Below are 25,537 nucleotides of genomic sequence, written 5' to 3' on the forward strand. Positions count from 1 at the left end.
TTCAGGGGTGGACCGATTATGCATATTATTGGATAATCAGGGTGGAGCCGGTCATTAACAAAAAAAGGTGGCGTTCCTTGACCCGCTGCCCCAGAATCGCCTCCACGGCCCGGGCGTACAGCGCCATCTGCCCGCGGTAGCGTTCCACGAGCGCGGCCTCGCCGCCCGGCTCCACCCGGCCGGTCTTGTAGTCCACCAGCACCAGGCCGTCCGGTTCGGCGAACAGGCAGTCGATGATCCCCTGGACCATCACCCGCTCCTCCGGCCAGCCCTCCAGCTCCGGATAGACCTCTTCCGCCGGCACGGCCAGGCAGAACGGCCACTCCCGGCGCACCCACAGCGCCCCGGAGAACCGCCGCCCCAGCCCGCCCGCGAAAAGCCCGGCGAGCTTTCCGGCGTCGACCGCCCGGGCCTCGGCCTCCGTCAGCAGCTCCCGCGCCGCCAGCCGAACCACCTGCGCGCGGATGCCGTCCGCGCTCAAGTCCCCGCCCAGGTCCAGGTGCTGCAGCACCAGGTGCATCGCCCGCCCGAACGCCGCCGGCGAGAGCCCCCGCGCCGCCTCCAGAAATGCGGGGCGGGCGGGCGGCGCGCGGTGCGGGAAGGCGGCCGGCACGGCCTCCTCCCCGGCCTCGGCTGCCGCGAACCGGCGCTTGACCTCGGTGGCCGCCACCTTGGCGCTGCACAGCGCCAGGGCCGGCGCGGGGTAGCTCCAGGAAAGCGCCGCCCGCACCGCCTCGTCCAGGCCGCCGTCCACGGCGGGCACCGCCACCGGCTCGATCCGGCGCACGCTTTCCAGCACCGCCGCCCGACCCGACCCACTGACGTGGGTGCTCCGCGCGGGTACCCCGGCTGACCCGGCCCGGCCCGACCCGACTTGATCTGACCCGGCCCGGCCCGACCCGCTGGCGTGGGTGCCTGGCGTGGCTGCCCCGAGCGCGTACCCCCGGGTACCCCCGGGTTCCCCGGGGTCCGCCCCCGCCGCCGCCTCTTCCAGGCTCTCCGGCCCGTGCAGGTGCACCTCCCACCGGGACTGGTCCCCCGGCACCTCCACCGCCGGCCGGCACCCGGACGCCAGGCGGCGCAGCGGTTCACCGTCCGGATGCACCGTCAGGACCGGCATCACCCAGTCCAGCCAACTGGCGGCCTCGGCCAGCACCGGCGCGGGCAGGGCCGCCCCGCCGCCCCCGGCCGCGTGGCTCCAGCGGCGCACCGCCTGCTCCAGCCGGGCCGCCGAGCCGGTCAGGATCAGCCGCTCCCGGGCCCTGGTCATCGCCACGTACAGGATGCGCATCTCCTCGGCCAGTTGTTCCCGGCGCAGACGCTCGCGCACCACGCGCCACGCCGCGGTCGGATGACTGACCCGGGCCGCCGGGTCAACGAAGTACGGCCCCGGCCCGAGGTCCTTGTGCAGCAGCATCTCCCCGTTCAAGTCGGGCATGTAGAACCGCCGGCCCAGCCCGGCCAGGATCACCACCGGAAACTCCAGTCCCTTAGCCTGGTGGATGCTCATAATCCGGACCACGTTCTCGCTCTCGGCCAGGGCCGGGGCCGGCCCCAGGTCCCGGTCCCCTTCCCGGAGCAGTTCGATGAAGCGCAGGAAGCGGAACAGCCCCCGGAAGGAGGTCGCTTCGTACTGGCGGGCCCGGTCGTACAGCGCCCGCAGGTTGGCCTGCCGCCCGGCCCCGCCCGGCAGCCCCCCGGCGTAGTCGTAGTAGCCCGTGGTGCGGTACACGTCCCAGATCAGGTCGGCCGGCGACCCGCGCCGCGCCTGGGAGCGCCATTTCTCCAGGCGTGCCAGAAAGGCGGTCAGGACCTCGCCCAGGGGGCCCGGCGCGACGGCCGCCGCCCTCACCGCCTGCAGGAAATCGCCCTGTTGGTCTGCGAGCCGGATGCGGGCCAACTCCGCCGCCCCGAGCCCCACCAGGGGCGAGCGCAGCACTGCGGCCAGCGGGATGTCCTGGTGCGGGTTGTCGATCACTTTCAAGAGGGAGAGCACGGTCTCCACTTCCACGGCCTCGAAGTAGCCCGTGCCGACCTTCGCGTAGGCCGGGATGTTCAAGCGCCGGAACTCCTCGAGATAGATGTCGGCTTTGCCGGTCACGGCGCGCATCAGCACCACGATCTCCCGGTAGGGCACCCCGTGCTCATCCCCGCCGCCACCCGCCGCTAGGCGCCGGATGATCCCGGCCGTCAGCCGCGCTTCGCGCTGCACGGTGCTCAGGTCCTCGTCGTCCGGGTGCTCCTCCGGGGCGCCGCCTTCGTAACCCCCGGCGCCGCCTTCGTAACCCCCGGCAACGTTCTCCGCCTCCGCCTCGTTCTCCGCCCCCGCCGCGCCGGCGGCCTCCCAACCCACTGAAGTGGGTACCCCGACTGACGCGGGTGCCCCGACCAGGTGCACCTCCACCGGCGGGCCGACCCACCCACGTGGGTGCCCCGACTCACCTGGGTGCCCCGACTCACCTGGGTGCCCCGACTCGATCTCGGCCGACCCACTAACGTGGGTGTCCCGATTGACGAGGGTGTCCCGGTCGCCCGGGACCAGCTCGGCCGCCGCATCGTAGGCCAACTCCCCGACCGCCGGGGTCATGATCCGCCGGAACACCGCGTTCACGGCGTGCAGGATCGACGCGCGGCTCCGGAAGTTGGCGCTTAAGTCGATCCGCCGGTTGCCCGACCCGACCGACTGGCGTGGGTGCCCCGCGTGGGTGCCCCGGTCCGGCGCCGCGTCGAACGTCCGGTACTTCTCCAGAAAGAGCGCCGGTTCGGCCAGCCGAAACCGGTAGATGCTCTGCTTCACGTCCCCGACCATAAAGAGGTTCGGCGCCGCGTCGTCCTGCCGTGACACCAGGCGCAGAATCAGCTCCTGGACGGCGTTGATGTCCTGGTACTCGTCCACCAGCACCTCGGCGTAGTACTCCCGGAGCCCCGCCGCCACCGGCGACGGCATGGGTGCCTCCGGGGTCGAGCCCGGGTCGAGCAGGATCTGCTGAGCGTAATGCTCCAGGTCGGCGAAGTCCACGAGGTTTCGCGCCAGCTTGGCGGTGCGGTACGCCTCCCCGAAGTCGGCCGTGAGCTCGGCCAGCCGGCACATCGCCGGACCGAGCGCCGCCATCTCCTCCTGGAGTTCCCCGGGTTCGCGTTCGAAGAACGCCTCTTTGAGGCCGTCGACCCGCCCCTTGGCTTTCTTGCGGCCGCCGGTGCAAAGCCCCTTCAACACTTCGTCCACGGGGCCGCGGGCCGCGGGCAGCCTGGGCGTGAACGCAAACCCCAAAAAGGCGGCGCGCAAACTCTCCCAGTCCCCGCCCACCAGGGCCGTTAAGCCTTCCACCCCTTCGATCTCCGCAGCCAGGACGTCAGCGTAGGCCGCCGGTCCGCCCGGCGCCTCGGCCGCCTCCAGGGCGGTCTTTAATTCAAACGCCGCCGCCTCGAGGGCGGAGGCCACCAGCTCCCGCAGGCCCCGCGCCAGCGGCTCGTCCCCGTCCAGGCCGGCCGGCGCCGTCCCGAAGGCGGCTGCCCGCTCGAGCCAGGCCCGGGGCCAGGGGTTCGAACGCGCGAAGCGGTGCAGGCCCAGCACCAAATTTTGTAAATGCAGGTCGTCCCGCTCGCCCCCGTACGCCTCCACCAGAAACTCCAGGTCGGGGTCGTCGGCGATCCCCTGGTACTGCGCCTCGAAGAACTCATCCAAGGTTTCCTGCCGCATGATCGCGGCCTCGGTCTCGTCGGCCACCCGGAACTCCGGGTCGAGGTCGATCAGGTGGCAGTACCGGCGCAGCAGCTCGGCGCAGAACGAGTGGACGGTGGTGATGTCCGCTTGGGGCAAGAGCCGCAACTGGTGCTCCAGGAGCGCCGTCCCCGGGTTTCTCTCCAGTTCCCGCTCCAACGCCTCGGCCACCCGCTTGCGCATCTGGGCGGCGGCGGCGTTCGTGAAGGTGACCACCAGCAGCCGGTCGACGTCCACCGGCGCGTCCGGATCCGAGATGCGCCGGATCACCCGCTCCACCAGCACCGCCGTCTTCCCCGAGCCGGCACCCGCCGCCACCAGGAGGTTGACCTGGCGGCAATCGATGGCCTCCCTTTGCGACTTCGTCCAGTTCCGCTCACTCATCCGCCGCTTCCCCCTCCCCGGCCGGTCCCAGCAGGCGCCACATCTCGGCGGGCGGCAAGCGGCGCAGCAGCCGGTAGCGGTTCGACGCCAGCAAGGGGTCGAACGCGCAGAGCGGCTTGAAGGCGCAGTACCGGCAGGCACCAACCCCGCCCTTGCGGTACGGGGCGATGCCCACCGCGCCGCCCTGGATCTGGGCCGCCGTTTCCACGATCATCCGGCGTACGTGCTCCAAGAGCCGTTCGAACTGCGCCGCGCTCACCACCGCCGCCTTCTTCTTCGCCGTGCCGTCTTTGTTCAACCCGGCGGGCACGATCAGCGACTCGCCCGCGACGGCGCCATCCATCAGGCGCAGGAGCGCCGGGTCGCCCAGCACCAGCCCCTGCATCCGGAAGGCCTTCAGGAGCTGCGCCGCGGCGTCCGCCGCCGACAGCGGCTTCCCGCCCCTCAGGAGCGGGTTTTGCACCCGGAAGTAGAACGCCCCCGCCGGCAGGCACTCCCGGCCGACCAGCACCGGCGCCCCCCCGAGACAGGCGTCCAGGTACACCAGGAGCTGCAGGTTCAAGCCGTGGTACACGTCGTCGAGCGCCAGGCTCCGGGGCCCGGCCTTGTAGTCGATCACCCGCAGGTAGGCGGCCTCTTGCGTGTGCGCCACGTCCACCCGGTCGACCCGCCCGGCCAACTCTACCCGGCCGCCGTCGGGGAGCGGGTAGGACGGCCCCGGCACCGCCTGGCCCGGCCCGAACGGCACTTCCACCGCCACCGGCCGGAAGGCGCTCCGGCGGGCGTGGGCGGCCATCACCCCGGCCGTGCGCTGCACCACGCGCTTGAGCTTGCCGGTCAAAAACCGGTGCCGGGACGTGCTTAGAAGGATCTCGCTCTGCAGACGGGGCGCCAGCTCCTCCACCACTTCGGACGCCAGCCGCTCACACTCCGCGCTCTCCAGCGCGTGCCACTCCACGCCGCTTTCCCGCAGCCGGCCGTCGAACGTGCGCAAGGCCTCGTGGAAGAACTGCCCGATGTCCGGCGCCTCCAGCCGGCAGACCTCTCGTTCCTTGAGGCGGAGCGCGTAGCGGGCAAAGTGGGCGAACGGGCAGCCCCGGAATTTCTCCAGCCGGGACACGCTCACCACCAGTTGATCCGACCCGACCCGACCCGATTCGACCCCACCCGACCAGACCTGACCCAGCCCGACCCCGCCCGAACCGATGCCGCCCGACCCAACCTGATCCGAACCGACCTGACCCAACTCGACTCCACCCGAACCGATGCCGCCCGACTCGACCTGACCCGACCCGACCTGACCGGACCCACTGGCGTGGGTGTCCTGCGTGGGTGCCCCGCTTGGGCGCTCCGCACGAGGACCCTGAGCAGGTGCCCCGCCGTAGAGCGCCTGGGCCAAGTCGGGGTCCAGCGGCGGTTCCCGGTTCTCGAAGAAAAGGCCGGCGAGCGCGGGCGCACACCGCTCCCGGCGGCCGTCGCCGTTGTCTGCGAACCAATTGAACACCGACCACCACACCGGGTCCACCGGCACGCCCGCTTTCCAGTCCCGGAGGCGGGTGACCAGAAAGCCCAGGGTGCGGCCGGGCGCCGTGACGTAGGGAAGGTCTGCCCCGGGTGCGCTCCCATCGGGTTCCAGGGCCAGCGTTTCTTCCCCGAGCCCGGGGAAAAGCTCCCGGAGCCGGGGAATGACACTGGACGGGGCCATGGCCCTCCCCTCCTCGTCGGCCAGGGGGTAGCTCACCCAGAGGTACTCGCTCGCGCGGGTCAAAGCGATGTACACCAGGTATTGCTCCTCGTAGACCTTGCGGCGGGCGTCGGGCGCCACCTCGAGGCCGGCGGCGAGCAGCGCCTCCCGCTCCCGGTCGGTGAAAAGGCCGGTATCGCGGTGGCGGCCGGGCAGGACGCCCTCGGACACCCCGAGCACGAACGCCGCCCGGACGTCCGGGTTGCGGGAGCGCTCCAGCGAGCCCACCAGCACCTGGTCGAGCGCCGGCGGGATCAGGGCGAGTTGCAGCCCGTCCATCCCGGAGTCGAGCACCCGCCCGAACTCCTCGGCGGTCAGCGCCTCGTCGCCGAGCGCCTCCACCACCTGGTCGAAAAGCGCCACCACCCCGGCCCAGAGCTGCCGGTGCTCGCGGGCGGCCTCCAGCCGCCCCTCGGCCTCGGCTTCGCGGCTCCACGCCTCGATGCGCCGCGGGACGCTCAGGGCGGTCAGGAGGTCGTACAGGGCGGCGGTGAAGTCGCGGGCGGTGGCGGCGAAAAGCACGCGGCGCTGGAAATCTAACAGGTGGCGCGCGGCCTGGCGCCGGACCCGGTTCACCTTCCGCCGCAAGTACCGGTTCGGGGCACCCACGCCAGTGGGTCGGGTCGGGATGTCCCCGCCGAGGGCGTGCGGGCGTTCGTAGTGCCAGTCGGCTTCGTCCGCCCACTTCGCCCCCCCCCGGATGCCGTGGGCCAGGACGTAGTTCTCCAGAAGGTCGACGTCGGCGCGGGAGACCGGCACCAGGTCGGTCTTCAGGTACCGGAACACCGGGTCGTAGGCCCAGTTCCCGGTCACCGTCTCCAGGGCCGAGCGGATGAGCTCCACCAGCGGGTGGTGGCGCACCGGGCGCTTTCGGTCGATGAAGCACGGGATGCCGTAGTCGGCGAACACCGTGGCCACGAGTTCGTGGTAATCGGCCAGGTTGCGGACGACCAGGGAGAAGTCCCGCCAGTGCCAGCCCCGCTCCCGGCACAGGCGCAGGATCTCCCGGGCCGCTCCTTCGACCTCGGCCCGGCGGCTCGCGGCCGCGACCAGGCGCAGATTCGAAAGGGGGACAGGCACAGTCCCCTCGAACGGCGCACCGGCAAACTTCTGGGTGGGGCGGCGAAAGAACTCCCGCTCCAGGTGGACGAGGGCGGGGTTCGCCCGGAAGCGAGCCGGGGGGGAGGCTGCCAGTTCCACCGGCTGGGCGAGCTTCACCCCGTTTTTGCGGGCCAGCTCGGCGAGGCGCGCCCGGGTGCCCCGGGTCACCTGAAAGAGGTCCCGGTCCTCGCGCCGCCGGGAGCGGGGGTCCAGGCAGAGCGCCACGTTCACCCGGGCGGCCGTTTTGAGGAGTGCCGCCAGTACCGCGTATTCCTGCGGCGTAAACCCGGCGAACCCGTCCACCCACACCTCGGCGCCGCGCAGCGTCGGGCTCTCCCCGAGCCGGGCGGCGAGCAGGGTCAGGTAGTCGTCCGGGTCGACATACTTGCCGGCGAGTTCGCGCTCGAAATCGGCGTAGAGGAGGCGCAAGTCCTCGAGCTTCGCCTGCAGGGAGTAGGTCTCGACGGTGCCGGGCAGCATGCAGCCGGTCCGCTCCAGGGCCTCGGGGGTGACCAGGCAGGTCTTGAGTTCGGAGAGCGCGCCCGCCAGGGTGCCGGAGAAGCCGTACCGCCCGGCGGCCCGGCCGAAGAGGCGCAGCTCGCCGCGGCGGCGCGCCAGGATGCGGGCGAGCAGCATGCGCTTGCCCACGTCACCGATGTGCGGGCGGGCCGCCCCGCCCACCTCGGCGAACACCCGCCAGGCCAGGCGCCGGAAACTCAAGACCTGGGCCCGGAACATCCCGGACAGGCCCGGGGTGAGGGTGAGCGCGTACTCGGTCTGGAAGGTGGCCTGCTCGGGCACCAGAAGCACAAGCGGCGGCCCGTCGGGGGACCCACTGACCCGACCCGGCCCACTGATGTGGGTGTCCCGCGTGGGTGCCCCGCGCGGGTACCCCTGGGTGCCCCGCCGCAGTTCCTCGCGGATCTCGTCCAGGCAAAGGCGGGTCTTGCCGCTACCGGCCCGCCCCAGAATAAACCGCAACGTCAAGACCCCTCACCCCCTCTCCCGGTATCCGCTCTTCTCGCAACCTTCGTACGTTGTCCCCCTTGCGCTACTCCGGCGGCCGCGCCCGCCAACTGCTCGCCCGGATCGAGCTGCCCCGGTCGTGCACCGTGCTCGTTCCCGCCTCCATCCGCAGCACGAACACGGCGTCCGCGGTGCCCGAGAGCGGCTGATTGTGGGTGGTGACGATCAGTTGGCGGCCGAACGAGTCCGAAAAGCCTTTGAGCAGACGGGCCACCCGGGATAAAAACCGGTGACTGACCTGCTGCGCCGGCTCGTCCAGGACCAGCGGCCCGGGCACCATTGGACGGGCCACCTCCAAAAAGGCCACCCGCAAAGCGAGCGACACCACGTCTGCCACCCCGCCACCGTGCACATTAAGGTCCGCCGACCCACTTCGGTGGGTGCCCCAACCGTCCCCCGGGGTACCCGGGGGTGCCCCCTGAAGCGGGTCAGTCGGGGTACCCGGAGGTGCCCACGTGGGGCCCCCACGCCAGTCGGGGTAGCCGCGCGGGGCACCCACGCCAGTGGGTCGGGTCGAGTCCGGGGCACCCTCGCGGGACACCCTCGCCGGTGAGTCGGGTCGGGTCGGGTCTTTGGCCCAGCCGGAACTCACCAGAAAGTCGGCCGCCGCCGGCTCCCGCTCGTCCCGCAGCGTAATTTTGAACGCCATCGGGACGTCGAACACAAAACTCAGCGCCCGGGCGACCACTTCCTCGGCCCGCGCCAGGGCCTCGTCGCGGGCGCGCCCGGCCGCCAGGTTCAGCAACGCCGCTACTGCTTCCTGATCCACACCCCCGCCGCCGGTCGCAACGTTTCTCCTGGCCGCCTCGAAAAGCGCCGCCCCGGACATCCGTTCCAGCGCCCGAGCCCGCAGCCCGCCCGGCAGACCCAGCAGGAAGGGTCCCTCGCGTTCCTGGGCCACGTTCAGGCAAATGGTGTATTCCTGGTCCAGCGTCAGCAGCGCGCCGCACCAGGGCGGATCATCGCCGTCGGCAAACGGCCCGCCCAGCGGCGCCGCGTCGTCGCCACCCGACCCGCTAACGCAGGTACCCCGGTCTTGTGGGTTTGGGTGGTACGGTTGTCCCATTGAGTCGCCGCCCGACCCGACCCGACCCACTGGCGTGGGTACTCCGCGTGGGTGCCCCGCGCGGGTACCCCGGTCCGGGCATGTCCCCAGCCGGTGTTCCCGGACCAGTCGCCGCCCGTCGCTGCAGACTGCGGTCACCCGGCAAAACCGAGCACCGGCCCGCACGTACCCGTCCTGGGCCGGCTCCCGGCACAGCAGCCAGCGCAGCGCCCGGACGATGGCGCTCTTGCCTTGGCCGGTCTCGCCCAGGACCACGTTCAGCCCCGGGGCGAGTTCAAGCTCGGTGTACACGTGCGACTGAAAATTCTCCAGCACCAGGTGCGTGAGGTGCGCCCCCCGCTCCCGCCGCTCCGCCCCGGCCTGCGCCAAGCACCGGGCGGCCTCCGCCGCCGCCCCGGGCGCGAATTCGCCGGCGCGCGCCACGTCCCGGAGCACTTCGGCCGGCTCAAGGTAAGTGCAGCTTTCCGGGCGCTCAAGCCGCCCGAAGGCGGCCTCCGCCCCTTCACGCCCCGCCGCCGCCGCGGCCAGCCCGGCGTCCAGCACTTCGTGGCCGGGCCGGGCCGTCTGCAGCGGGATCTTGGTGTGCACCGGGCGGGGACCGGAAAAGTCCAAAAGCAGCACCTGCGGCGTGCGCCGGACGTCGCCCGGCTGGACGGAGAGCCTGACCAGCGAACCCGGGTTGATGAACCAGCGGCCTTCCCATTCCACGTCCGGATAGCCGAAGTGGGCGTGGCTTCCCAGCGTGTAGTCGGCCTCGGTGTGGGGGGCGATCGTGCGCACCAGGGTGTGCGGCGTCCCCGGGAAGAAGGGTTTGTCCAGAAGCATCCCGTGGACCAGGTGGACGGCGTAGTCACAGTCTGATTTGGTCACGCAGTAGTCGCCCTGCTGGTCCACCCGGTCCATGTTGAAGTGAAAAGGGGTGCCCGTCAGTTGAACGCGCACCCCCCGCGACTCCAGGTGGACCCTCTCCCCCCGGCGCAGCACGTGCAGCGTCCCTACCGAGTCCAAGAGCCCGAGCATGGTGTGCTCGAGGGTGTCCGGGTTGCAGGCGAAGATGTCGTGGTTCCCCTGGACCACGTAGATGGGTACGCCCATCCCGATGAAGATCCGGATGAAGTCGCCGACCACCGCGAGTTCCGGCGACGGCTGGTCGAAGAAGTCCCCGCCGTGCAACAGCGCGTCGACCTCCAGGGCGCGCACGAGCCCAGCGACCTCCAGGAGTTTTGCGCGGACCGTGGCCGGAAAGTCGTCGCGGCGGTGAGGCGGGTTGTCACCGCGGATGTGGGTGTCCGTAAGGTATAGCAAGCGCATGGTCAGATCACGTCACAAGCATTTTGAATTCCATGTTCTATGCGCTACGACCAAATCCTGCCCCTCCAACCCCGTCCACCGTCCACCGTCCGCACCCGGGCGCTCACAGGTGGCTGACGACCAGGTCGCCGACCGCGTCGGTGCCGTAGCCCATTCGGCCGGCCGCCAGGCTCTTCAGGTGCTCGGCGCACACCTTCTGCACCGCCCGCTCGACGCGTGCGGCCGCCCTGGCCTCACCGAGTTGCTCCAGCATCATCGCCCCCGCGCACACCGCGGCGAGCGGGTTGATCACGTTCTGCCCGCTGTACTTGGGCGCCGACCCACCGATCGGCTCGAACATCGACACTCCCTCGGGGTTTAAGTTCCCCCCGGCGGCGATCCCCATGCCGCCCTGGATCATCGCCCCCAGGTCGGTGATGATGTCCCCGAACATGTTGTCGGTGACGATCACGTCGAACCATTCCGGGTTTTTCACCATCCACATGCAGATCGCGTCCACGTGGGCGTAGTCGCGCTCGATGTCCGGGTACTCCGCGCCCACCTCGTGGAACACCCGCTCCCACAGGTCGAACGCAAACGTCAGCACGTTGGTCTTGCCGCATAAGGTCACCTTGCGCCGCCCGCCCCGCTTGCGGCAATACTCGAACGCGAACCGGACACAGCGCTCCACCCCTTTCCGGGTGTTGATCGAGGTCTGGACGGCCACCTCGTCCGGGGTGCCCCGCTTCAAAAAGCCGCCGCTCCCGGCGTATAAGCCCTCGGTGTTCTCCCGCACCACCACGAAGTCGATGTCCGCCGGCCCTTTCCCGGCGATGGGCGTCTCCACCCCGGGGTAGAGCTTCACCGGCCGCAGGTTGACGTACTGGTCAAGTTCAAACCGCAGGCGGAGCAGAATGCCCTTCTCCAGAATGCCGGGCCGCACCTCGGGGTGCCCGATCGCCCCCAGGTAGACGGCGTCGTAGCGTTTGAGCTGCTCGACCGCGTCCGCGGGCAGCACCTCGCCGGTGCGCAGGTAGTACTCGCCCCCCCAGTCCAGCACCTTGGTGTCGAGCGCGAAGCCCTCCTGGCCGGCCACCGCCCCCAACACCTTCAACCCCTCGCGCACCTGCTCGGGGCCGGTGCCGTCCCCGGGAATCACCGCGATCTTGTACGTCTTTTGCATCTTTTTTGTTCGCCCCTCCTCGAGTTGCCCTCGCTCGTATTCCTGGCATCCTTCGCTATTCTTCATCTCCCACCATGGGGTGCGCCCTCGAACGCCAGGCTCCCTCAGGCAGGTTGGCACCCTATTGCTATTCTTCATCGGCTGACCACGCGGTCGATCCACACCTCGTTGTTCAGCAGGTTGGCACCCTACTGCTATTCTTCATCCCCGACCACGGCGTGCACCAGCGGCCCCGGGGCGGTCCGCTCCGCCGCCAGGACGTAGGCCTCCCGGACCAGGGCGGCCGCCTCAGCCTCGGCCCCGCCCCGCCCCGCGCCGTGCAGGGTAGCCAGCGCCTCGCCCGCCTCCACCCGCGACCCCACCTTGCGGTGCAAGACTACCCCGACCGCCGGGTCCACGCGCTCGTCCTTTTTCGTGCGCCCGGCTCCCAAGGCGAGCGCCGCCCGCCCCACCGCCCGGGCGTCGATTCCCGCCACCCAGCCGCCGCGCTCGGCCCGCACCTCCTGCCGCTTATGCGCCGCCGGCAAAAGATCCGGGTCGTCCACCACCGCCGGGTCGCCCCCTTGCGCGCGCACCCAGGCCCGCATCTTCTCCTGCGCCGCCCCGGACGCCAGCGCCGCCCGCACCAGCGCCCCTGCTTCTCCCAGGCTCCCCGCCCGGCCGCCCAGGAATACCATGTGCCGCGCCAGCTCCAGGCAAAGCTCCACCAAATCAGCGGGCGAGGGCCGAGAGCCCGCCAGCACCGCCAGCGCCTCGCGCACCTCCAGGGCGTTCCCCACCGCCCACCCCAGCGGCTCGTCCATCGCCGTCACCAGGGCCACCGTGCGCCGGCCGTGCCGCCGGCCGATCCGGACCATGGCCCGCGCCAGCTCGAGCGCCTCCTCCGTCCGCTGCATAAACGCCCCGGCGCCGGCCTTCACGTCCAGCACCACCGCGTCCGCGCCCGCCGCGATCTTCTTGGACATCACGCTGCCGGCGATGAGCGGGATGCTGTCCACCGTGCCCGTCACGTCCCGCAGGGCGTACAACATCCGGTCGGCCGGCGCCCACTCCCCGGTCTGCGCGCCCACCGCGAGCCCGATCTCCCGCACCTGCTCCGCCACCTCGGCCAGACCGAGATCCGTCCGAAAACCCGGGATCGACTCCAGCTTGTCGACCGTGCCCCCGGTGTGCCCGAGGCCCCGCCCCGACATCTTGGCCACCGGCACGCCGCAGGCCGCCACCAGGGGCGCCAGGACCAGGGTGGTCTTGTCCCCCACCCCGCCGGTGCTGTGTTTGTCCACCTTGATGCCGGGAATCGCCGTCAGGTCGACCGTTTCCCCGGACGCCACGATGGCACCTGTCAGGGCGGCCATCTCCCGGAAGCTCATTCCCTTGAAGTACACCGCCATCAAAAAGGCCGCCATCTGGTAGTCGGGGACGGTGCCGTCCACGAACCCGCCGATCAAAAACCCGGTCTCGTCTTCCGAAAGCTCGCCCCCCGCACGCTTTTTCAGAATCAGGTCCACCATCCTCAACGCTCCCCGCCTCCTTCCAAAACGAGCCGCCCGTAGAAACTTTCCCCCACCGGCCACCCGAAACCGAACACTTGCGCCACCGTCGCCGCCACGTCGGCCAGCGAGGCCCGCGTTCCCAGGTCCACCCCGCCCGCCAGGCCGGAGGCCGAGAGCACCAGAAGCGGCACGTACTCGCGCGTGTGGTCGGTGCCGGGCGTGGTCGGGTCGCACCCGTGGTCGGCGGTCAGCACCAAAAGGTCCCCCGGCGCAAGCGCCCCCACCAAATCCGGCACCCGCCGGTCAAACGCCGCCAGCGCCGCCGCGTAACCGTGCGCGTCGTTCCGGTGGCCGTAGAGCATGTCAAACTCGATCAGGTTCGTGAACACCAGCCCCGACGAAAACTCCCGCAGCACCACGAGCGTCCGGTCCACCCCCTGCTCGTTGTCCCTGGTCGGAAAACTCGCGGTCAGCCCCCGCTCGGCGAAGATGTTCCCGATCTTCCCCACGCCCACCACCGCGTGGCCCCGCGCCTTTAAGGCGTCCAGGACGGTTTCCCCGCCCGGCGCCAGCGAAAAGTCTTTGCGGCGCGCCGTGCGCACGAAATGGCCCTCCGCCCCCGCGAACGGCCGGGCGATCACCCGCCCGACCGCGTGCTTGCCGGTCAGAAGCGCGCGCGCCACCCGGCAGATGCGGTAAAGCTCCTCCGGCGGGATGACCTCCTCGTGGGCGGCCACCTGGAACACGCTGTCCGCCGAGGTGTACACGATCGGCGCGCCGGTGCGCACGTGCTCGGCGCCCAGCTCCGCAATGATCGCTGTGCCCGAGGCCGGCCGGTTCCCCAGGGTCGGCCGCCCGATCGCCGCCTCGAAGGCCGCGATCACGTCCGCCGGAAAGCCCTCCGGGTACACCGGGAACGGCCGGTCCAGCACCAGCCCGGCGAGCTCCCAGTGCCCGGTGGTGGTGTCCTTTCCGGCCGAGAGCGTGGCCATTTTGCCGTAGGCCGCCCGCGGGCGCGGGGCCGGCGGCACGCCCGCCACCGGGACGATGTTCCCCAGGCCCAGCGCCTCCAGGTGCGGCAGCGAAAGCCCGCCCACCGCCCGGGCGGTGTGCGCCAGGGTGTTCGTGCCCGCGTCGCCGTACGCGGCGGCGTCCGGCAGCGCCCCCACCCCGACGCTGTCCAGTACGATCAAGATGACCCGCTTCACAGGGACCAACGGCGCTCTCTCCTCTAGTTCAGCCACTGCCGGATTGCCGACCGGCAGCAGATCCCGCTTCACGGGGGTTAAAATGAGCGCTTCCCCCTCTTAAGCCCGGGGATGGGTGCGGTCGTAAACGGCGCGCAGGCCCCGGGAAGTCAGGTGCGTGTATACTTGCGTGGTGACGATGTCGGCGTGGCCCAGCATCTCCTGGACCGCCCGGAGGTCGGCCCCGTTCTCCAAAAGGTGCGTGGCGAAGGAATGCCGCAGGGTATGCGGCGTGATCTCTTTCTGGATCCCCGCCTCGCGCGCGTAACGCTTCATGAGCTTCCACACCGTCTGGCGGGTCAGGGGCCGGCCCCGCCGGTTCACGAACAAAAACCTGGTCCGCCGCCCTTTCAGGAGCACGGGGCGCGAGCGCGACAGGTACTCGTCCACCAGGCGGACCGCCTCGCCCCCCACCGGCACGACGCGCTCCCGGCCGCCCTTCCCCAGGCAACGCACCAAGCCGCCGCGCAGGTCGAGGTCGCCGGTCTTCAAGTTCACCGCCTCGGATACCCGCAGCCCGCTCGCGTACAGGACCTCCATCAGGGCCCGGTCCCGCAAGCCCAAGGGATTGGCCGTATCCGGGGCCGTCAGGAGCCGGTCCACTTCGTCCACCCGCAGCACGCGGGGCAGCCGCTGGGCCCGCTTCGGGGAACCGGTGTACTCCGCCGGATTGGCGGCCAAGACTCCCTCGGCGGCCAAAAACTTCAAGAATGCCCGCACCGCCGACAGCCGCCGGGCCACCGTGGCCGGGCGCCGCCCCTCGCGCTTTTGCTCCAGGAGATAGGCGGTGATGTGGCGCGTTTGCACCGCGCTCAGGTCGCGCACGCCCTGGGCGGCCAGGAAGGCGCCGAACTGTCGCAGGTCCCCCCGGTAAGCGGCCAGCGTATTCTCGGACAAGCCCCGCTCCACGTTCAGGTGATTCAGGAAAAGCGCCAACTGCTCGTCCACGTTTTTTGCCACCCATAATGTCACATTACTATTTTTTTCGCCACCAGCAAAAAAAATCCTACCGGGGATTCTCCCGGTAGTATTCCTTGAGCCACTCGATCATTTGGTCCAGGTAGCCCGCGTCCCCGCCCGGTGCCGCCGTCACCGGGTCCGCGGGCGGCGCGGCCCCGGTTTTAAACACCCCGTAGATCTGGATCACCAGCAGGATGAAGATGAGCACCAAGAGGCAAAGCCGCAAGGCGAACAGCAGTTTTCGCTTGACCCGGGAAATGACCACGATGAACAAATGCGCACTCCCTCCCCTCTAGCCCGGCAGGGACATCAAAAGCCCCACGAGCCGCGGCGTGACGTAGGCCTCCACGAACGCCGCGCTCACCAGCACCCCCGCCGCGCCCAATTGCATCGCCGCGTACCGCAAAAAGTTCGACCACACCCCGACCTCCGGATTAAACCCGCGCCGGACAAGCAAAAGCGCGAACGACACCGCCGCCGCCGCCGCGAAAAAGACCGCGGGCACCAGAAGCAGGTTTTGGGGCACGATCGCCGCCAGCACCAAGAGCACCCCGGAGCCGCCCATCTCCCCGGTCACGAACCACATGGCAAACCCGAGCGCGAACCCGCGGACGGCCACGAGGGCCAGCATCACCGGGATGCCGATCACGGTGATTCCGGCCAGGAAAATTAGGGCGCTGAACAAGAGGTTGTTGTAGGCGACCTCGAGGAAAGTCTCCCGGGCGTTGAAGTCGGCGTGGTAGGCGTTTAGAAAGAGGTGGTCCAAGTACTCTTGCAGCTCCCCGGCCGTTTCGCGCTCCAGCCCGTTGGCCGCCCAGCCCCCGGCGAAAAGACCGCCGAAAAAGCAAAAACCCACCACCAGGTAGACCACCCAGTAGCCCTGGAGCGCCGCCAGCCGGAACCGCCACATGACCCTGGCCACATACACCTGCTCCTTCCCCGCCCAAACCTGTCCCGCTAGACAGTTTATGGGCCGGAGAAGGCGTTTATGACCGGCGTGGACGTTGAAGACAGTGGCTGAACGTGCAGCTGCCCGAAGGGCTGGGCCAAAGAAGGCGTTTATGACCGGCGTGGACGTTGAAGGCAGCGTGAGCGGACGTCCACCGCCAGCCGGGCCGCCGCGCCGCAAGCCAGGAAAAACTCGGGTGTGGCGTGCCGGTCCCGCCCCATGGTGGTTACGTTCAGCCCGTGGCGCTCAAGCCCGGAGAGCGCCGCGCTCCCGTCGGCGATCACCACCTGGTGGCGCGCGCTCACCCCGGCCGCCGACAGCTGCGCCTCCAGAGCGGCCAGGGCGTGAGCGTCATCCAGGCGCGGCAGGGCCACCAGGGCCGGCGCCAGCGCCACCTTCCCTAAGGCGGTCAGGGTGTGGTGGCTCACCCCCCGGTGGCGCTCCCGGGGGTCGGCGAAACTGATCCGCGGGATGGCGATCGGCACCCCGCCCAGCACTCCCGCCGCGTTGACAAGCTCCCCCTGCTCGATCCCCGTAAACCCGAAGGCCTGCGCCGTCCCCACGATCCCCGGCCCCATCGCCGCCAGGATGATGTCCGCCCCCGCCGCCTCCCGCGCGGCCAGCATCCCGCTGTAGACGTTGACCGCCTCGAAGTCGCCCCCGAAGGCGTGCCCGCAGGTCACGGTCGCGTGCACCAGCCCCGCCTCTTTGAGCCGGCCCGCCAGCCGGCTGAATGCCAGCGGCAGCGCCCCCCCGTCGGTCATCAGGTACACCACTTTGAGCTCCGGCGCCAGCTCCCCCACCGCCGCCGCGAACGGCCCGAGCATGCTGTGCAGGGAGCCCGCCACCACCGGGAGCCCGTCCAGCCCCGCGGAATCCCGCAGCCGCTCCGCGTGCGGGCTCGCGTCCTCCTCCACCGCCAGCACCGGCACCTGGTACGGCGTGTACCTGAGCTTCATGATGTGGCCCGCCTTCGGTCCGTCGTGCTCCAGCCGCGCCAGGTTCACCATCACGAAGTGCACGCCCCCGGTCCCGAGTTCCAGTGCCACCGCCCCGGTGTTCAGGACCACGCGGTCCCCCACCGCCACCGAACCGGTGACATGGTCGTAGTTGACCGCTCGCTCCACCCGGCCCTCGACCTCCACCAGCACCTCGGACACCCCCGGGCGCTCTTCCACCACTCCCACGACCCGCCCCGGCCGCATTCTGATCAACGGCGCATCCCCCCGGAGAAAGCTTGTCTTATACAGTATATTCCTGGATGCCGGAAACGCAAAGTATGCGGGGGGACGGAACCGACCGGGATTTTCAGGGAACCCCTCCGAAAAAAGTGTTAGGGGCCTAGCCCCTTTTTGCCTCCGGTGGCGGCGAGGAATCGATCGTCGTGAGCGACTCCCTCGGCTTTGGCCGTGGAAGCCGTGGAAAGGGGTTGTTTCCCGCAACCGGTGGCGGGTGGGGCGGGGGCGGGTGGGGCATGGCGGGTTTGCATGGTGAAATGTTCCGGCAAATGGGTTATAATTTCTGGTAATCAAGTAATGAGGAGGTATCTGGCATGGGATCACCGGAAGAAGTGCTGTTCGAGAGCGAGGAACACAAAACCCTTTCTGAGATCGCCGCTTTTTTGCGGGCGGCGGCCGACGGCCTGGAGCAGGGGGTCTTGGTCCTGACCCAGGACGAGCGCCGGGTGGAGGTCCGCCCGCCGGGGGAAGCGATGCTCGAGATCGAGTACGAGGTCGAGGACGACGAGCACGAACTGGAAATTGAGATCAAGTGGCGGGCACAGGCCGCGCCGGGCGCAGAGGACGAGGAACCTGATCAGGACGACTAGTCATCGTGAAAACGGGCCCGGCGAGCCCGGCTTGCCTTTCCTCAGGGCCTCCCGGCCCGCGGCGGTCAAGGCCACCACCGGGTATTCCCGGCCTTCAATAGTGAGGTGGCCGTCCGCCAGCAGACGGTCGATCAGCTCCAGGACCGCTTGGCCGCTTCTGCTCCCCAGGGCCCGGTAGTAAATCAGGTGGTTATACCCGTAGGCCGACAGGCCGGGAGGGTTGGCCCCCCGCAGAATGTCGGCCAGTTTCTTTTTGCCGACGCCCCGAGGCAGCGCGCGCACACAGGCCAATACGAGCAGTGGCTCCCGGGAAAGCTCCGGCTCACCCGCGGCCGCCGCCAGGCAGTTGTCACAGCAGCGCGGCGCGCTCCCCCCGGATTCTTCGCCGAAATACGCCAGCAGCATCGTCCTGCGGCAGCGGGTGGTATTGGCCCAGTTCACCACGGTCGCCAGCTTGTCCTTGCGGTGAGACGACCGGTTTTCCACCTCCTGCAGCGCGGCCTCCACCGCCCCGGGAGGCGGGCGCTTCCCCGGCTCCACATAGAGGCTGTCCTCGTCGCGGTCAGCCAGCCTGATCGCCTGCAGCCGTTCCAGCATACCGACCACCAGCCGTTGCTTCGTCTCACTCAAGCCCGCCCGCTCCAACTCGGCTGTTGGTACGACGGACCGTCCCCCGTCGACAAACCGGCCACAGGTCCGCCAGAACAGATTCAGGTCGTCCCGGGTGACCGTACTTTGATCAATGAACCATTCCTGCAGGCTTTTATCCTTCAAGGAGAACAGCAGCCGGCACTCGGCCGGCAGGCCGTCGCGTCCGGCCCGGCCGATCTCCTGGTAGTAGGCCTCCAGTGATCCCGGCAGACTGTAGTGGATGACAAAGCGGATATTGGCCTTGTCGATACCCATGCCGAAGGCGTTGGTGGCGGCCACCACCCTGACTTCTTCCTTGATGAAGGCCTCCTGTACGGCGCTGCGCCTCTCGGAGGACAGACCGGCGTGGTAACATTCGGCCGAAATTTCCAAAGCGTCGCGCACCCAGGCCGCCACCGCTTCGCTCTCCCTGCGGGTGGCGGCGTAGATAATGCCGCTGCCCGGCTGCCGCCGCAAAAACTCCCGCAGTGACCCCTGTTTCTCCCGTTCACCGTCCACCCTTTCCGCGGAAATATACAGGTTGGGCCGGTCACTCCCCGCCGCCACCACCATGGCCCCCGGAATCCCAAGTTGCGCGCGGATATCCCGTTGCACCTCCGGCGTGGCCGTGGCGGTAAGCGCCAAAATTCGGGGGCGGCGCGGCAATTGTTCGTAGAAATTCCGGATCCAGAGATAGTCCGGCCGGAAGTCGTGACCCCACTGGGAAATACAGTGGGCCTCGTCCACCACCAGGAGATCGAGCGGGATTTCCTTGGTTAACTCCAGAAAACTTCTGTTTCGGAGCCGCTCCGGGGCAATATAGACCAGCTTGAACGCACCGTTCAGAAGGCCGCGCATTCTCTGCCGGTACTCATTGGGGTTGATCTGGCTGTTAAGCAAGGTGGCCTGGCCGAAGTCCTTCGCACGCAGGTTGTCCAACTGGTCTTTCATCAAGGCGATCAGGGGGGAAATCACCAAAGTGAGGCCGGGAAGCAGCAAGGACGGGAGCTGGTAGCAGAGGGACTTCCCGCTGCCGGTCGGCATGACGGCCAGGACATCCTCTCCGGCCAGGCTCGCTTCGATGACCTCCTTCTGGCCGGGACGGAACTGATTGAAGCCGAACCGCCGGGATAAGGTTTCGTGCAGAAGGGGATTCGTGGCCATACTGACATGATACACCAATTACCTGGAATGTCCTGCTGTTTTCGGACGGTGCTCAATAGTTTCAATTCCTCTTGCCATCGCAGACCAGGGGAGCAACTCATCTAAGGGGAGATAACTGGAAATAAAAAATGAGCAGTTGACGACAAGGTGGTCCAATTTTCGGTGAGCGCACTGGTTCAATTTTCGTTGACTCGTGTTTGACACTTCAATTTTAGAAAGTCCCGCATATCAAGGCTTTGCGGGCATGAGTACGAGGCGTACCACCACACTTCCCCTGGGGGGTGATCATAGCTCCATTACCTGAGATGGCACCCGAAGGCCCACGGCCTTGAAACCCCAGTAGGCATCTCCTTGGATCTGGGTGCGGACGATGAAGTCCTTGCCGTTGATCGTCAGGCGTACGGCCTTGATGCTCTCAAGGTCCCGCCGCACCTTGCTGCAGGAGAGATCCGGCCGGGCGACCTGCAGGAGCTGGCGGAGCCGGCACTCCAGGTAGAAGGCGAGAAAGCAGATCGCCACGTGCCCGCGGATGCGTGTGTCGGTCCAGTGGTACATAGGCCGCAGGTCCAGTTGGCTTTTTAGTTCCCGGAAGGCCTGCTCCACCATCCAGAGTTGCTTGTAGGCCTGGGCGACCTGGGCCGCCGGCAGCTCGGTGTTGGTCCGCAGGACGTACTTGCCATCGTAACGGGCTTCATCGCGGATGCGATCCTCGTTTAGCGTCACGTGCTCCTTGTCGATGGTCAGGTACTTGCGGTAACCGGAGTTGCCGATCAGGCTCTTGGCGTCTTCTTTCAGTTTCTCCTTGAGCTTGGCCAAAAGTTCCTCCCGGACCTTGGCGTCACGCGCGGCCTCCTCCGGGTTGTAACAGACCACGTAGCGCCGTTCGTCCAGGATGTCGTCGTCAAGCACGACCACGCTCTTGACCTCCAGGTTGGCGCTGACTTTTTGGTAGCGGCCGCCCCGGCGCAGCACCTCTGCGGCTTCCTTGGCCCGGCGCATCCGGGCGCCGACGATGTACTCGTACCCGGCCTCCTCCAGGGCCCGGATGGTGCTCTTGGAGACCATGCCCCGGTCGGCGACCATGATCACCCGGCGAATGTTGAAGCGGTGGCGGCAGTTCTCGATCGTCTGGAGAAAGGCCTTGACGTCACTGGTGTTACCCGGCAAGACGTCGTGGGCGATTGGGGTGCCGTCCTGGGTCATCAAAAGGCCGATAAGCACCTGCTTGCGGTCGGGCCGGTGGTCCTTGGAATACCCGTACTGGGCCAACTCCCCCTCCGCCCGTCCTTCAAAATAGGTGGAGGTGGTGTCGAAAAAGACGATGTCCAGGTTGCGGCTGAAAAGGTCGGTGTCCATCAGAAAGAGCTGTTCTTCGATGGTGCCCTTGCGCTCGGCCAAGAAGTCCAGCGCCCGATAGTAATGGTGTGGTTTTAGAGAGGCAAACCGGGGCTCGCAAACCACCTCGTGGGCCCACTGGGACACCTGGATCTTGGACTGCGGGTCCATGAGGCGGTTTAAGACCATGGCGAACACCGCTTCGGAGACACTAAATTCGATCTTGGTCTGGGTGACGAGGTTATCCAGGATGGCGGCCAGGCCAGTCTTTTCCCACAGGCGGCGGAACACCATGACCGGGCCGTATTCCCTGCTCCAGGCGGCGAATAGCTCCTGGGCGCCGTTTAGGACCACTCTTTTCTCGGTGAATTTGGCCAGGGAGTCGATGAGGCGGTCCAGGGTACCGTCCTGCAGATCTTCCAGTCGGCCGAGGGTACAAAGGACCTTTTGCTTGGTCTTGCCGTTCTCGCGACGATTCTCGACGATCTGCAGGTATTGGCGGACGGAGCCGTCCTTATTCTTGAGGGTCTTAGTACGTGCAAACATGACACCATTATTGTAACACGGGAAACGGCACTTGTCTAGACAAATACTGGAATACGTGGCACCGCCATTTTGCATTTTTCAAAGACCCTACTCAGGTATATCAAGGGTTTGGCCGTCCCGTGGCACCCGGTTTTTAGGTGCAGGTGTCAAACACAAGGTTGACTGAAGGCACCTGGAACTTTCAGTCCCCTTTTCGTCGGGTCGGTCATTGAAACAACGTTTCCGCTGTCACACGCACCGAGACTCCGCTAGCTTTCAGTCCCCTTTTCGTCGGGTCGGTCATTGAAACGAATTAGCTCCCCAAGCGTACAACCAGCTATTATCTCTTTCAGTCCCCTTTTCGTCGGGTCGGTCATTGAAACCGGGTTGGAAGAAGATGATATGTGATGCATATTCGGCCTTTCAGTCCCCTTTTCGTCGGGTCGGTCATTGAAACACCAGTCGTTTTCAACCTGGAATTTACCTGGAATTTACTTTCAGTCCCCTTTTCGTCGGGTCGGTCATTGAAACCTCCAGGCGCTCTGGAAAGCGCAGCAAAAGAGGCAATCTTTCAGTCCCCTTTTCGTCGGGTCGGTCATTGAAACTGTCGGTCATCGGAATGGGCCAGAGCTTCTTGTCGACTTTCAGTCCCCTTTTCGTCGGGTCGGTCATTGAAACCCCGCCGCAAAGCGCATGCCCGCCGCGCTCTGCACGGCTTTCAGTCCCCTTTTCGTCGGGTCGGTCATTGAAACCTTGGGCGCGGCAGGGGTTGGTGAGAGCCACACCGGCTTTCAGTCCCCTTTTCGTCGGGTCGGTCATTGAAACAGCCGTCAGGAGTGAACTATGTGCCTCAACGGCTAGCCCTTTCAGTCCCCTTTTCGTCGGGTCGGTCATTGAAACGTTAATCCGGTCACGGTGCGGTTCGTCGCCGGTTACTTTCAGTCCCCTTTTCGTCGGGTCGGTCATTGAAACCGTGCAGCTCTCGCACCAGTCGTCAGCCTGGCTTACGGTCTTTCAGTCCCCTTTTCGTCGGGTCGGTCATTGAAACTTCCGCCGGGCCGACGACGGTGACAATAAATATCTACTTTCAGTCCCCTTTTCGTCGGGTCGGTCATTGAAACTTACCACGGCCTGGCCGAAACGACCGGCCTCGAAGCCTTTCAGTCCCCTTTTCGTCGGGTCGGTCATTGAAACCCGGCGAGCGACTATCTCGTTGACACCGTTGCTGTCCCCTTTCAGTCCCCTTTTCGTCGGGTCGGTCATTGAAACCGGCCTGGCGGCCCGTGGGTTCATCCTGGGCGGCCCTTTCAGTCCCCTTTTCGTCGGGTCGGTCATTGAAACGAGGGCCTGGCGGCTATCGCCGCGGCCGGCGGTCAGGCCTTTCAGTCCCCTTTTCGTCGGGTCGGTCATTGAAACACCTCTACAAGAACTTTGAATCCATCCGGAACATGGCTTTCAGTCCCCTTTTCGTCGGGTCGGTCATTGAAACTCAATTCCAAGCATTCCCACCGGTACGAACACCATCTTTCAGTCCCCTTTTCGTCGGGTCGGTCATTGAAACAATTTTCTGTCACCAGCGGCGGGAAGTGTGCACACTACTTTCAGTCCCCTTTTCGTCGGGTCGGTCATTGAAACATTTTCCACCAAACGGGAAGGGACGGTGGGATATTCTTTCAGTCCCCTTTTCGTCGGGTCGGTCATTGAAACCGAAATTTCCGACCAATTCCCCATTCCGGAATTCGACCTTTCAGTCCCCTTTTCGTCGGGTCGGTCATTGAAACTCAATTCCAAGCATTCCCACCGGTACGAACACCATCTTTCAGTCCCCTTTTCGTCGGGTCGGTCATTGAAACAATTTTCTGTCACCAGCGGCGGGAAGTGTGCACACTACTTTCAGTCCCCTTTTCGTCGGGTCGGTCATTGAAACCCCCGGCCCCTTCTCGGCTTCCTCCCCGCTTGTGTTACTTTCAGTCCCCTTTTCGTCGGGTCGGTCATTGAAACCGCAAGCACGAAATCGCGTTGCCCGCGCACCCAAACCCTTTCAGTCCCCTTTTCGTCGGGTCGGTCATTGAAACCGGTACCGCCTTACTCGCCGTACTCGCTGTTGCGGCCTTTCAGTCCCCTTTTCGTCGGGTCGGTCATTGAAACGTTTTAGGACCTCGACCCGGCCGCCGAAGTAACCGTTGCTTTCAGTCCCCTTTTCGTCGGGTCGGTCATTGAAACGGGCCAGCAGGATCACCGGGTAGAGATTGGTCGATTCTTTCAGTCCCCTTTTCGTCGGGTCGGTCATTGAAACCGGGCAATGCAGGAAGGGCGAATTGCGGATGCGGAAACTTTCAGTCCCCTTTTCGTCGGGTCGGTCATTGAAACTGCGCTCGCCGCCATTTCCGGGCTCGGGTGGTTGATTTCTTTCAGTCCCCTTTTCGTCGGGTCGGTCATTGAAACGTTCACCAAGACCACCGCCGACAACGTGGTGCTGACGCTTTCAGTCCCCTTTTCGTCGGGTCGGTCATTGAAACCCCCTGGTCTCCCTTCCCTCCCCGGCTCCTCGTTTCTTTCAGTCCCCTTTTCGTCGGGTCGGTCATTGAAACACCGCCTGGGCACCGATGCCCGGACGCTTGGTTTCGCCTTTCAGTCCCCTTTTCGTCGGGTCGGTCATTGAAACAGCTCAACAAATTACGACATCATCATTCCGGCCTTTCTTTCAGTCCCCTTTTCGTCGGGTCGGTCATTGAAACGGCTCCGCCTCCCCCTCTCCCCCCCTGCCCCTCTCTCTTTCAGTCCCCTTTTCGTCGGGTCGGTCATTGAAACTGACATGGCCGTGCCTGACCACTTGGCGCGCCTCCACTTTCAGTCCCCTTTTCGTCGGGTCGGTCATTGAAACACATTTTGAAACGAGTTGGAAAAGGAGTCCCGGTTTTCTTTCAGTCCCCTTTTCGTCGGGTCGGTCATTGAAACTTGAGACAATTGGTCAGGAGGTAGAAGGGGTGATTGTCTTTCAGTCCCCTTTTCGTCGGGTCGGTCATTGAAACGAGTTTTGGCTGCGTTGGCCGGTCACCGCTATGACAAGCTTTCAGTCCCCTTTTCGTCGGGTCGGTCATTGAAACCACCGTTGGCGGTGTCGGCCAGACCGGCGGCTCCGGCCCTTTCAGTCCCCTTTTCGTCGGGTCGGTCATTGAAACTGGAATGATGATGTCGTAATTTGTTGAGCTGACCAACCTTTCAGTCCCCTTTTCGTCGGGTCGGTCATTGAAACGCATTTTCGGCGGTGATGGAAAGCCGGGCTCCAATCTCTTTCAGTCCCCTTTTCGTCGGGTCGGTCATTGAAACTGGCGAGGTTCTGTTGAAGTCACTGCTCACGGCATTTTCTTTCAGTCCCCTTTTCGTCGGGTCGGTCATTGAAACACACGGAACGGTTGACCGAGTTTTGGCTGCGTTGGCCTTTCAGTCCCCTTTTCGTCGGGTCGGTCATTGAAACGCCGCTTACGGACACGAGTGGGCTGGATGTTGTGTCTTTCAGTCCCCTTTTCGTCGGGTCGGTCATTGAAACAGCTCGAGGGGATTGCAAATCGTCACGGCTACACCCTCTTTCAGTCCCCTTTTCGTCGGGTCGGTCATTGAAACTCTGCGTTTGCACCAATTTTAGCACCGAAATGTCAGGGACTTTCAGTCCCCTTTTCGTCGGGTCGGTCATTGAAACGCATTGCCGGTGGGTTCGTTGATGCTTTCACGAGCACTTTCAGTCCCCTTTTCGTCGGGTCGGTTGCGTATTCCGGAGTAATCCGGCCACCTATTCCGGAGTAATCCGGCCACCCATTCCGATTTTTCCCGGCCACCTATTCCGGAGCAAACCGGCCACCTATTCTGGTTTTAACCGGCCACTTTTGGATG

General features: G+C 66.5%; 13 protein-coding genes and 1 CRISPR repeat array. Of the genes, 1 reads left to right on the top strand and 12 read right to left on the bottom strand.

Annotated features, from left to right (window positions below; all coding sequences use genetic code 11):
- Positions 1 to 25: 25 nt before the first annotated feature.
- The 10 genes from AB1402_06995 to AB1402_07040 all read right to left on the bottom strand — a co-directional run bounded on the left by AB1402_06995 (position 26) and on the right by AB1402_07040 (position 17,378).
- Positions 26 to 4,105 (bottom strand): UvrD-helicase domain-containing protein, encoded by a 4,080-nt coding sequence (locus tag AB1402_06995; protein ID MEW6541341.1) that lies wholly within the window; start codon positions 4,103 to 4,105, stop codon positions 26 to 28.
- On the bottom strand, positions 4,098 to 7,937 hold the full coding sequence (locus AB1402_07000) for a PD-(D/E)XK nuclease family protein (GenBank protein ID MEW6541342.1): 3,840 nt from the start codon (positions 7,935 to 7,937) through the stop codon (positions 4,098 to 4,100). Before AB1402_07000 ends, AB1402_06995 begins: the two co-directional genes overlap by 8 nt.
- Before the next feature lie 64 nt (positions 7,938 to 8,001).
- Entirely contained in the window at positions 8,002 to 10,353 is a 2,352-nt protein-coding gene (locus AB1402_07005; protein ID MEW6541343.1) for an AAA family ATPase, read from the bottom strand.
- Positions 10,354 to 10,456: 103 nt separating this feature from the next.
- Complete coding sequence (locus AB1402_07010; GenBank protein ID MEW6541344.1) at positions 10,457 to 11,515, bottom strand: 3-isopropylmalate dehydrogenase; 1,059 nt, start codon at positions 11,513 to 11,515, stop codon at positions 10,457 to 10,459.
- 194 nt (positions 11,516 to 11,709) lie between these two features.
- The gene (locus AB1402_07015; protein MEW6541345.1) at positions 11,710 to 13,032 is read right to left on the bottom strand and encodes a thymidine phosphorylase; all 1,323 of its coding nucleotides are present in this window, start codon (positions 13,030 to 13,032) and stop codon (positions 11,710 to 11,712) included.
- A complete protein-coding gene (locus tag AB1402_07020) occupies positions 13,029 to 14,225 on the bottom strand; it encodes a phosphopentomutase (protein MEW6541346.1) in 1,197 nt (398 codons plus the stop codon). Before AB1402_07020 ends, AB1402_07015 begins: the two co-directional genes overlap by 4 nt.
- Before the next feature lie 90 nt (positions 14,226 to 14,315).
- Positions 14,316 to 15,203, bottom strand: a complete 888-nt coding sequence (xerD, locus tag AB1402_07025; GenBank protein MEW6541347.1) for a site-specific tyrosine recombinase XerD — start codon at positions 15,201 to 15,203, stop codon at positions 14,316 to 14,318.
- A gap of 58 nt (positions 15,204 to 15,261) precedes the next feature.
- The gene (locus AB1402_07030; protein MEW6541348.1) at positions 15,262 to 15,489 is read right to left on the bottom strand and encodes a hypothetical protein; all 228 of its coding nucleotides are present in this window, start codon (positions 15,487 to 15,489) and stop codon (positions 15,262 to 15,264) included.
- 18 nt (positions 15,490 to 15,507) lie between these two features.
- Positions 15,508 to 16,137 (bottom strand): stage II sporulation protein M, encoded by a 630-nt coding sequence (spoIIM, locus tag AB1402_07035; protein MEW6541349.1) that lies wholly within the window; start codon positions 16,135 to 16,137, stop codon positions 15,508 to 15,510.
- Positions 16,138 to 16,274: 137 nt separating this feature from the next.
- Positions 16,275 to 17,378 carry a DUF3866 family protein gene (locus tag AB1402_07040; protein MEW6541350.1) on the bottom strand — a complete coding sequence of 368 codons (1,104 nt, stop codon included), beginning with the start codon at positions 17,376 to 17,378 and terminating at the stop codon, positions 16,275 to 16,277.
- A gap of 338 nt (positions 17,379 to 17,716) precedes the next feature.
- Here AB1402_07040 and AB1402_07045 point away from each other — a divergent pair, with 338 nt between their 5' ends.
- Complete coding sequence (locus AB1402_07045) at positions 17,717 to 17,992, top strand: amphi-Trp domain-containing protein (protein ID MEW6541351.1); 276 nt, start codon at positions 17,717 to 17,719, stop codon at positions 17,990 to 17,992.
- On the opposite strand, the gene AB1402_07050 is transcribed toward AB1402_07045, so the two are convergent.
- Both AB1402_07050 and AB1402_07055 read right to left on the bottom strand, forming a co-directional pair.
- A complete protein-coding gene (locus tag AB1402_07050; protein ID MEW6541352.1) occupies positions 17,993 to 19,786 on the bottom strand; it encodes an ATP-dependent DNA helicase RecQ in 1,794 nt (597 codons plus the stop codon).
- Positions 19,787 to 20,071: 285 nt separating this feature from the next.
- Positions 20,072 to 21,667, bottom strand: a complete 1,596-nt coding sequence (locus AB1402_07055; GenBank protein MEW6541353.1) for an IS1634 family transposase — start codon at positions 21,665 to 21,667, stop codon at positions 20,072 to 20,074.
- Between the two features lie 178 nt (positions 21,668 to 21,845).
- Positions 21,846 to 25,419: a CRISPR direct-repeat array (repeat unit 37 nt; unit sequence CTTTCAGTCCCCTTTTCGTCGGGTCGGTCATTGAAAC).
- Positions 25,420 to 25,537 lie beyond the last annotated feature (118 nt).

The sequence above is a fragment of the Bacillota bacterium genome (assembly GCA_040757205.1).
In the GTDB taxonomy this organism is placed as follows: domain Bacteria; phylum Bacillota; class Desulfotomaculia; order Desulfotomaculales; family Desulforudaceae; genus Desulforudis.